At 64.8% G+C, this 3,237-nt stretch carries 2 protein-coding genes; both read left to right on the plus strand.

Annotated elements, in window-relative coordinates; genetic code table 11:
* Window positions 1-1,028 precede the first annotated feature (1,028 nt).
* On the plus strand, window positions 1,029-1,619 hold the full coding sequence (locus VAE53_RS13020; protein WP_322819805.1) for a hypothetical protein: 591 nt from the start codon (window positions 1,029-1,031) through the stop codon (window positions 1,617-1,619).
* Window positions 1,620-1,750: 131 nt separating this feature from the next.
* Window positions 1,751-3,112 (plus strand): hemolysin family protein, encoded by a 1,362-nt coding sequence (locus VAE53_RS13025; RefSeq protein ID WP_322819806.1) that lies wholly within the window; start codon window positions 1,751-1,753, stop codon window positions 3,110-3,112.
* Window positions 3,113-3,237: the final 125 nt, after the last annotated feature.

Consider the following 3,237-nt stretch of genomic DNA (forward strand, 5'->3'; position numbering starts at 1 on the left):
AGATGGTGGCTTCATTGAGGGAGCAAGGGGGAGTTCGCGGGTCGCCCGCTCCAGCTGGTTTCCACCATCGAAAGATGGTGGCTTCATTGAGGGGAGTCCGGGGCTGAACACCGCCGTCCGTGGGAGCGGGCGACCCGGACCATCGACGACGTCATCGCCGCAGCCTAAACCGAGCGCATCTCGGAGAGCCCGAGCTGACGGCGACTGACAATCTTGACCATCAAGCCAAGGAGGAGCAAATGAAACCCACAGCTCGCATTGTCGATACGCTCGGGAATGTGTCAGTGATCGAGTACGAGAATGATCATGCTGGAAGACGATTCTTGCATGGAATCTACGTGCGAATGGACTTCGTTCCCGGTCCGCGTCGATACCGCGTCCAAATCGATGACGTCGTTTGGAATAGGGAAGGTTCCTCACTACCGTATGAACGGCGAACGTTCGTCGGCCGTGGAGCGAGCATCGAGGATGCTATCGAGAAGGCGAGGAAAAGGGCATTGATTAATGGTGTAGGGCCAACCTGGCAGTTGGACATTGCATTGGGCAATGCTGCTCTCGAGGCCGCCGAGGCTCTCGAGACGTTATATAACTCAAGATGAATGGAAGTCATGAAATCGATGGCTGACGACAGTTGTCGTCGTCGATTCACGATTTGGGGCAGAATGCCCAATCAATTGGACAGGGACTATCCAGCCATGAGAATGAAGCGTTTCCCCCGTCGAATGATGGCGGCGCTTCATTGAGGGACGTTCGCGCTGCACCCCTCGACCCTTCCAAGGTTGAGGTTTCCACCATGGAAAGATGGTGGCTTCATTGAGGCACATTCGCGCCCAGCCCCTCAACCTTCCCAAGGTTGAGGTTTCCACCATCGAAAGATGGTGGCTTCATTGAGGGGGAACGTCAACCAGGCGAACCGATGCGCTGGTATCTGTTTCCACCATCGAAAGATGGTGGCTTCATCGAGGGAAGGCGGCATGTGTTGTCGCCGACTTCGCACAGGCTGACGCCTCACCATCGAGGAGGACACCATGGCATCGAACCGCTTCGCTCTGCTCCACGCGTGGCGCTGGCCTTTGGCCGGCTCCACCCGCATGCGCTGGGTCGTCGGCATCGTCGTCGCGCTCCTGGCCATCGGCACGAGCGGCTGCGTGGCTGGCGATCGGTTGGCACGCGAGACCCCGCGACCCGCCGAGACGCCGACTCCGACCACCACGCCGAGGCCCACCGCGACCCCCACCCCGGACCCTGCGGTCACGTACCGCGCCGGGCTGAACCGCACCATCCAGGAGTTGTACGGCGTCCTCAACGAGATCTTCAAATTGACGCCCAAGCCAGGCCAGCTGCCGGACGGCGACACGCGCCTCGGGCTGGCGAAGAAGATCGGCAGCGCGCGGGCGATCATCGACGACGGGCTCGCACTCCAGCCGCCGTCCCGCTTCGCCGCGGTACACCGGCAGTTCGCCACGGCGCTCGAGCTCTTAGGAGAGTTCCTCACTGCTTGGATTCGCTACATCGACACCCGCGTCGATCACTACCGGCTGCTTGCCCTGGACCTGTACTCGGAGGCCAACGAGCGCATGAAGCGCGCCACTGCCGAGCTCGAGCGTATCGGCAACTGAGTCCGGACGTTGGGCGGTGGCATCCGGCGCCGGGGCGGCAGCGCTCGGCGCTTGTGCATCGAGTTCGAGCCTGTCCGCGGGGGCGGGGCGCTGCCGGCGCCGCGGTGGGTGGCGACCGATAGAATGGGCGCATGGATGATGGCTGGCTGGTTTTCCTGGGGCTCGGGGGGCTCGCCCTCCTGATCGGGCTGAACGCTCTGTTCGTGGCGGCGGAGTTCGCGTTCGTGGGGGTTCGCCGGACGCGGGTGGAGCAACTGGCGGCAGCGGGGCAGGCGCGCGCGCGGCTGTTGCTGGGGGCTTTGGGCGAGCTGGATGCGACCATCGCGGCGACGCAGCTCGGTATCACGATGTGCGGGCTGGCGTTGGGTTGGCTTGGGGAGCCGGTGTTGGCCGGCCTCATCGAACCGCCGCTCCGAGGTGCGCTCGGCTGGGCGCCGGACCGGACGTCGAGCGTGGCGGCGACGGCGCTGGCGTTTCTGTTGGTGACGGCGCTGGTGATCGTTTTCGCGGAGCTGGCGCCGAAGTCGGTGGCTTTGGCGCGGACGGAGCGGGTGGGGCTGTTCGTGGCGCCGCCGGTGCTGGTGTTCGCTCGGGTCTTCCGGCCGTTCGTGTGGTTTCTCCACCGGTCGGGGTGGTTGGTGGTGCGCGCCCTGGGGGTGAGCGGGCGTTCGCCGGCGGAGGAGTCGCTGGACCCGGAGGAGCTGGAGTTGGTGATCGAGGCTTCGGCGCGGGCGGGCCTGCTTTCGATGAGCGAGCTGATGTTGGCTCGGCGGGCGCTGGAATTCAGCGCGATTCAGGCAGATCAGATCATGGTGCCGCGGACGGAGGTGGTGGCGCTGGAGGCGGATGCGTCGCTGGATGCGGTTCTGGATGTGGTGGAGCGGCACCACCATTCGCGCTATCCGGTGTACGAGGAGAGTTTGGACCATATTGTGGGGATTCTGGAGGTGAAGGACCTGTTGGGGCTGGTGCGCCGGGGGGAGTCGTCGTGGCGCCAGTTGGTCCGACCGGCGGTGGCTATCCCGGAGTCGGTGAGTGTGGAGGTGGCGGTGCAGGCGATGCGGGCGAAGCAGGTGCAAATTGTGGTGTTGGTGGATGAGCACGGGGGTACGAGCGGAATTTTGACGGCGGACGAGGTGCTGTATCGGCTGTTGGGCCGGTGGCTCGGTGGGCGGGCACAGGGTGGCGATACGGTGCGCGCGCTGCCTTCGGGGAATTTGTTGGTTTCGGGGCTGGCGCTGATTGCGGATGTGGAGGACGCGACGGGTGCGGAGTTGGCCGACGAGGATTACGACACGGTTGGCGGTTTCATCATGGCGCGGCTGGGGCGTATCCCGCGGGTGGGCGACCGGGTGGAGGTGCCGGGCTATCAGTTCCGGGTGATGGCGATGGATGGCCGGCGGGTGGATCGGGTGCTGGTGACGAGGGTCGGTTCGCCGGGGGCGGCGGAGGCTCAAGTGGGGAGCGAATCGGGCCGACATTCTCGGATGTGACGGGCTCGGCCATTGGCGATTTGGCCTGGCAGCAGGCGCTCCATCGTGTGCTGTGCGATGAGTCGCGCGTTGCGCTCTACCGGCAACCGATCGTGGATTTGGCGCGGGGGGTGACCGCGGGGTTC

This window comes from Tepidiforma sp. (assembly GCF_034432735.1).
Taxonomy (GTDB): Bacteria; Chloroflexota; Dehalococcoidia; order Tepidiformales; family Tepidiformaceae; genus Tepidiforma.

Coding starts and splice junctions, on each gene's coding strand:
- VAE53_RS13025 (WP_322819806.1), top strand. CDS start 1,751: ATGGATGATGGCTGGCTGGTTTTCCTGGGGCTCGGGGGGCTCGCCCTC.
- VAE53_RS13020 (WP_322819805.1), top strand. CDS start 1,029: ATGGCATCGAACCGCTTCGCTCTGCTCCACGCGTGGCGCTGGCCTTTG.